Below are 6,405 nucleotides of genomic sequence, written 5' to 3'. Positions count from 1 at the left end.
CGGTGGGGGGAGTGCCGTGTTGTTGCATGACTCGGGCCGCCCGGGGTGTCTATGTAGGCCGTGCGCCGGGCCCCCTGACCCCCGCCCTGGGGGGCCGCGAACGGAACAGGCTCGGTCTCGCTTCGCTCGAAAGACGTGGTTGCGGTGCGCTGGGCGCGTGGGGAGTGGAGCCGCACTACCTCGGTTCGCGATTGCAATCACCCCGGATTCGGGGTTGCGGTCTCCCGGGGTTTCGCAGTGGTTTTATGGACTGGCGGGGGCATTACTCGACCTCGCCATGGGCGCGGCGGCCGGGCGGTCCGAGGCGTACCGCGAATGAGTGGTCTGTCTCACCCGGCTCGGTGGGGTCGGCACGATCGTCCGCGACCGGCGCCTGTGTCGTCACGGTGGATCCGCTGGTTCGGCGACTGATTTCGTGTGGTTATCGGCGGCTCGCGGAGTGAGGCCGCAACTGGTTGCGGTGGCGGGGGCCGGGCTGGGAACCGCTTTTGGATCAGCCCGTCTGGTACGGCCCGTGCCCCGCGACGGCGAACCAGTTATAGGCTCGCGATCGTGGGAGTACCAACAGCAGTGCCGCTTTCGGAGGAGCCGGAAGTGGGCGCAAGGTGGCCGAAGCGCGCTGAACAGGCCCGCTTGCACTACGTCTCCGGCAAGGGAGGCACGGGCAAGTCGACGGTTGCCGGGGCGCTGGCCTTGGCGCTCGCCGCGGGCGGGCGCCGGGTGCTGTTGGTGGAGGTGGAGAGCAGACAATCGATCGCGCAGCTGTTCGATCTGCCGCCGCTGCCGCCGACCGAGACACGCATCGCCACCGCGGACGGCGGCGGCGAGGTGGTCGCGCTGGCGCTGGACATCGAGCACGCCTTCCTCGAATACCTGGACATGTTCTACAACCTCGGCTTCGCGGGCCGCGCGATGCGCAGGATGGGCGCCATCGAGTTCGTCACCACGATCGCGCCCGGTCTGCGGGACGTCATCCTGACCGGCAAGATCAAGGAGTGCGCGGTTCGCGTGGACAAGTCCGGCAAGCGGGTCTACGACGAGATCGTGGTCGACGCACCGCCCACCGGCCGGATCGCCGGCTTCCTCGACGTCACCAAGGCGATGGCCGAGGTGGCCAAGGGCGGCCCGATCGCCTCGCAGGCCGAGGGCGTCTCGCAGTTGCTGCATTCCGACCAGACCATGATCCATCTGGTCACGCTGCTGGAGGCGCTGCCGGTGCAGGAAACCGCCGACGCCGTCGCCGAGCTCACCGCCGCGGACCTGCGCATCGGCACCGTCATCGTGAACCGGGCGACCGAGGGCCAGCTCCCGCCCGAGCTGCGCGCCCGCGCCGCTCAGGGCGACCTGGACACCGACGCCGTCCGCGCGGGCCTCGACTCCGCGGGGATAAACCTCCCCGACAGCGACTTCCAGGGGCTGCTCACCGAAACGATCGAGCACTCCGCGACTCTGCAAGCACAGGACGACAGCGCCGAAGAACTGGCGAAGGTCGACATCTCCCGGCTCTACCTGCCCGCCCTGCCCGACGGAATGGACCTGGGCGGCCTGTACGAACTAGCCGAACACCTCACCGCACAGGGAGTCCGATGAGCATGCCGACCCATCCCCCGGCTGCCCCGCTGAATATTTCGCGGATCATCGCCGACCCGTCCGCGCGCGTGGTGGTCTGCTGCGGTTCCGGCGGCGTCGGCAAGACGACCACCGCCGCCGCCATCGCCCTGCGCGCCGCCGAAGAGGGGCGCAAGGTCGTGGTGCTCACCATCGACCCCGCGCGCAGGCTGGCGCAGTCACTGGGCGTCGCCGACCTCGGCAACAACCCGCAGCGGGTGGCCTTGGGGCCGGAGGCCAAGGGCGAGCTGCACGCGATGATGCTCAACATGCGTCGCACGTTCGACGACATGGTGCTAGAGCACACCAGCGGAGAGAAAGCGGAGCAGATCTTCGCCAACCCCTTCTATCAGACGGTCGCCTCCTCCTTCGGCGGCACACAGGAATACATGGCGATGGAGAAGCTGGGTCAACTGGCCCATCGCGGCGAGTGGGACCTGATCGTGGTCGACACCCCGCCGTCGCGCAACGCCCTCGACTTCCTGGACGCCCCCAAGCGACTGGGCAACTTCCTCAACGGCCGGATGATCCGGGTGATCATGGCTCCCGGCCGTGGCGTGACCCGGCTCGTGACCGGCGCGATGAGCCTGGCGGTGCGCGGCGTGTCGACCGTCGTCGGAGGACAGATGCTCAAGGACGCGTCGAATTTCCTGCAATCCTTGGAGTCGTTGTTCGGCGGCTTCCAGGAGCGGGCCGAGCGCACCTTCGCGATGCTGTCGAAGCCGGGCACGCATTTCCTCGTGGTGGCGGCGCCGGAACCGGACGCGCTGCGAGAGGCCTCGTTCTTCGTCGACCGCCTCTCCACCGAGCGCATGCCGCTGGCGGGTCTGGTGCTCAACCGCACCCATCCCGTGCTGAGCTCGCTGTCGGCCGATCACGCGCTCACCGCCGCCGACCAGGTGGCGGACTCCGATCCGCTCACCGCGGCGGTGTTGCGGGTGCACGCCCGCCGGGTCGCCACCGACAAACGGGAACAGCATTTGCTGCACCGCTTCACCGGCGCGCATCCGCGGGTGCCGATCGTGTCGGTCACCGCGCTTCCGTTCGAGGTGTCCGATCTCGACGCGCTGCGCGTCGTCGGCGATCAGCTCACCGGCACGGCCCGCGCGACCGGCTGATACTTAGGCGTATCCGCTATTGCTCCGAACGGAAATAACAGTCCTGAAACGAAACTGAGCCCGCTTCCGCGGGCTCTGTTTCGATTTCGCCGGGGCTACATCGCCACTTGATGCTGGCGCTGGGCCTGGAAGAAATCGGCCCACGAGGTCACTTCCGGATGCTGCTTCAACAGGGCGCGACGCTGCCGTTCCGTCATGCCGCCCCACACACCGAACTCGACGCGATTGTCCAGCGCGTCGGCACCACACTGCATGAGCACTGGACAGTGCCTGCAGATCGTCGCCGCTTTGCGCTGCGCCGCGCCGCGGACGAACAACTGATCGGGGTCCACTTCCTTGCATCGGGCCTGGGCTACCCAGGCGATCCTTGCTTCGGCCTGCTCCACGTCCAATCGAGCGATGGGGGTTGTCATGTGCATTTGGTGTGCCCCTTTGCAGTCCGAACACCGGGTCAACGGCGCTCCAGAATCGCGTTGTCACCGCGCAGCACCCAAACCCCGCTGCGAAGTGCACCACATTCCACTTTGAGTGTTAGCTCTATCACACTGGGTTCTCAATCTAGGTAAAGGTATGGCGCTTGCGCAAGACCACCTCGAGATTTTTTGGTACGTCCGTCCCTGCAAAGCCCTGCGCGCACTGGACGGGCAGGCAGATTGCGTGCGCGCCCTCCCGCGACACGCCGCACACGATCACGCGACACGCCCATTCCGGTTCGTGAACAACCAGTTCCGCGCTCCGGACAAATGCCGCCAAGAACGCCGGAATGGCAACCCGTAGTCTTGATTCGTGCCGATCACACATACGCTCGCGCGGCTGGCCGGTAGCTGCGTGCTGGCCTCCGTGCTCGTCGCCGGGTTGTTGTTCCCGCTCGCCGGCGGCTTCGGGTTCGTCTCCAACCGTGCCGCCGACGCTGTCGACAACGTCTCCTCGGAGCTGGTCGAGGGAACGGTGCCCGCGGTCTCGACCATGGTCGACGCGGCGGGCAATCCGATCGCCTGGCTGTATGAGCAGCGCCGCTTCGAGGTGCCCAGCGACCGGATCTCCAACGACATGAAACTGGCGATCGTGTCCATCGAGGACCGCCGCTTCGCCGAGCACGAGGGCGTCGACTGGCAGGGCACGCTACGCGCCTTCCTCACCAACTCCGCCAGCGGCGAGGTCCAGCAGGGCGCCTCGACGCTGGACCAGCAGTACGTGAAGAACTTCCAGCTGCTGGTGGTCGCAAAGACCGACGCCGAGCGCCGCGCCGCCATCGAGACCACTCCGGCCCGCAAGATCCGCGAGATCCGGATGGCGCTGACGCTGGACCGTCAGCTGACCAAGGACGAGATCCTCACCAGGTACCTCAACCTCGTCCCGTTCGGGAACTCGTCCTACGGCATCCAGGACGCGGCGAAGACCTACTTCGGCGTGGACGCGGCCGAACTGAACGTCTCCCAGGCCGCGATGCTCGCCGGCATGGTGCAGAGTTCGTCCAAACTGAACCCCTACACCAACCCGGACGGCGTACTGGCCAGGCGCAACACGGTGCTGGACACCATGATCCAGAACATTCCCAGCCGCGCCGAGGAGTTCCGCGAGGCGAAGACCAAGCCGCTGGGCGTGCTGCCCGAACCCAAGGGCCTGCCGCGCGGCTGCATCGCGGCCAACGACCGCGGCTTCTTCTGCGACTACGCGCTGGAGTACCTGGCCAACGCCGGGATCAGCCGCGAACAGATCGAGAAGGGCGGCTACCTGATCAAGACCACCCTCGATCCGGCCGTGCAGGACTCGGTGAAACGAGCGGTGACCGACGCGGCGAACCCGAACCTGGACAACATCGCGGAAGTCATGTCGGTGGTCGGCCCCGGGCACGACACGCACCCCGTGATCGCGATGGCCAGCAGCCGCACCTACGGCCTGAACCGGGACGCGAACGAGACCGTGCAGCCGCAGCCGTACTCGATGGTCGGCGACGGCGCGGGCTCGATCTTCAAGATCTTCACCACCGCCGCGGCCATGGAGAAGGGTCTCGGCATCGACGCCCAGCTCGACGTGCCAGGGCGGTTCGAGGCCAAGGGCATGGGTAACGGCGGCGCGCGCGGGTGCCCGGCCGCCACCTACTGCGTCGAGAACGCGGGCAAGTACAAGTCGCCCATGTCGGTGACCGAAGCGCTGGCGACGTCGCCGAACACCGCGTTCGTCAAGCTGATCCAGGCCGTGGGCGTCACCCCGACCGTCGACATGGCGGTCCGGCTCGGCATGCGCTCGTTCACCGAAGCGGGCACCTCCGGCCACGGCAACCAGAGCCTGGCCGACATGATCAAGGAACAGAACCTCGGCTCGTTCACCCTGGGACCGGTCGCGATCAATCCGCTGGAGTTGTCCAACGTCGCCGCGACGCTGGGGTCCGGCGGCCGCTGGTGCCCGCCGAATCCGATCAAGGAGGTCGTCGACCGTCAGGGCAAGCAGGTACCGCTGACCCAGCAGGCCTGTGAGCAGGTCGTCGAGCCCGGCCTGGCCAACACCCTGGCCAACGCCATGAGCAAGGACGACATCTCCGGCACGGCGGCGGGCGCGGCCCAGTCGGTGGGCTGGAACTTCCCGATGTCGGGCAAGACAGGTACCACCGAAAGCCACCGTTCCTCGGCCTTCCTCGGCTTCACGAACGCTCTGGCCGCCGCGGTCTACGCCTACGGTGACAGCCCGACCCCGGGTGAGATCTGCTCGTTCCCGCTGCGCAACTGCGGCGACGGCAACCTGTTCGGCGGTAACGAACCCGCGCGCACCTGGTTCAACGCGATCAAACCGGTGATACCGCTGTTCCCGCCGCCCGCGTTGCCCCCGTTGGACAACAAGTACGTGCGTGGCGCGAACAACGCGCAGGTACCCGATGTCGTCGGCATGACCCAGGGCGAGGCCACCTCGGCGCTGGTCGCCGCGGGCTTCCAGGTGTCGCCGGTGACCGGGGCGGGCGATCGGCCCAAGGGCACCGTCATGGGCACCGCGCCCAACGGGTCGGCGATCCCCGGCTCGGTGATCACGCTGTACATCAGCGACGGCACCGTCCGGGCCGCGCCGCCGCCGGGGCCGCCCGCACCGCCGCCGGGAATCCCGGGGCTGCCCGTGCCGCGGCTGCCACCGATCCCCATCCCGATCCCGATCCCGCGCTGAGCAAGCGAAAGGGGCCGCGAACCTCACGGTTCGCGGCCCCTTTCGCGTCGCCGTCCTACAGCCGCGCTTTCACCGCGGCCGAGATGCGCGAGCCGTCGGCCTTGCCCGCGGCGAGCCCGGTGGCGATCTTCATGACCTGCCCCATCTGCCGCATGCCGGGACGTTCCCCGATCTCCTCGGCGACCTGCGCGATGGCGGTGTCGGCGAGATCGGCGACCTCGGCCTCGGTCAACTGGGTCGGCAGGTACTCCTCGATGATCTGCGCCTCGGCGCGCTCGTTCGCCGCCAGTTCGCCGCGCCCGGCCTGCGTGTAGACCTCGGCGGATTCGTTGCGCTTCTTCGACTCCTTCTGCAGCACGGAGACGACCTCGGCGTCGGTGAGTTCACGGGCCGCCGAGCCGGCGACCTCGGCGTTCTGAATCGCCGACAGCAGCATCCGCAACGTGGAAAGGCGCAGCGTGTCCTTGGCTTTCATCGCGGCGGTGAGATCCGTCCGCAGCTGCGATTTGAGTTCCGACATGCCGCT

The 6,405-nt window shown here is 67.9% G+C and carries 5 protein-coding genes; 3 read left to right on the top strand and 2 right to left on the bottom strand.

All coding sequences use genetic code 11. The annotated features are described in order from the left end of the window. Positions 1–594: 594 nt before the first annotated feature. Together ACFV2O_RS04320 and ACFV2O_RS04315 are read left to right on the top strand one after the other, a co-directional pair. Positions 595–1,590 (top strand): ArsA-related P-loop ATPase, encoded by a 996-nt coding sequence (locus ACFV2O_RS04320; protein WP_379250078.1) that lies wholly within the window; start codon positions 595–597, stop codon positions 1,588–1,590. Further along, positions 1,587–2,726 (top strand): ArsA family ATPase, encoded by a 1,140-nt coding sequence (locus ACFV2O_RS04315; protein ID WP_379250076.1) that lies wholly within the window; start codon positions 1,587–1,589, stop codon positions 2,724–2,726. The genes ACFV2O_RS04320 and ACFV2O_RS04315 overlap by 4 nt, the downstream gene beginning before the upstream one ends. Positions 2,727–2,821: 95 nt before the next feature. On the opposite strand, the gene ACFV2O_RS04310 is transcribed toward ACFV2O_RS04315, so the two are convergent. Further along, positions 2,822–3,145 (bottom strand): WhiB family transcriptional regulator, encoded by a 324-nt coding sequence (locus tag ACFV2O_RS04310; RefSeq protein ID WP_014981178.1) that lies wholly within the window; start codon positions 3,143–3,145, stop codon positions 2,822–2,824. 367 nt (positions 3,146–3,512) lie between these two features. Here ACFV2O_RS04310 and ACFV2O_RS04305 point away from each other — a divergent pair, with 367 nt between their 5' ends. Next, the gene (locus tag ACFV2O_RS04305) at positions 3,513–5,879 is read left to right on the top strand and encodes a penicillin-binding protein (protein ID WP_379250074.1); all 2,367 of its coding nucleotides are present in this window, start codon (positions 3,513–3,515) and stop codon (positions 5,877–5,879) included. 55 nt (positions 5,880–5,934) lie between these two features. Here ACFV2O_RS04305 and ACFV2O_RS04300 read toward each other — a convergent pair whose 3' ends face one another. Next, positions 5,935–6,399, bottom strand: coding sequence for a GatB/YqeY domain-containing protein (locus tag ACFV2O_RS04300; RefSeq protein WP_355078681.1), 465 nt, complete (start codon positions 6,397–6,399; stop codon positions 5,935–5,937). Between the last annotated feature and the right edge of the window lie 6 nt (positions 6,400–6,405).

It is taken from the genome of Nocardia sp. NPDC059691 (assembly GCF_042733915.1).
GTDB classification, from domain to species: Bacteria; Actinomycetota; Actinomycetes; order Mycobacteriales; family Mycobacteriaceae; genus Nocardia; species Nocardia sichangensis.
The sequence above is the reverse complement of the archived record's forward strand: the minus strand, read 5'-3'. Positions and strand labels throughout refer to the sequence as shown.

Excerpts from the sequence above, each read along its gene's own strand:
- ACFV2O_RS04300 (WP_355078681.1), bottom strand. The coding sequence starts at position 6,399 with ATGTCGGAACTCAAATCGCAGCTGCGGACGGATCTCACCGCCGCGATG.
- ACFV2O_RS04315 (WP_379250076.1), top strand. The coding sequence starts at position 1,587 with ATGAGCATGCCGACCCATCCCCCGGCTGCCCCGCTGAATATTTCGCGG.
- ACFV2O_RS04310 (WP_014981178.1), bottom strand. The coding sequence starts at position 3,145 with ATGCACATGACAACCCCCATCGCTCGATTGGACGTGGAGCAGGCCGAA.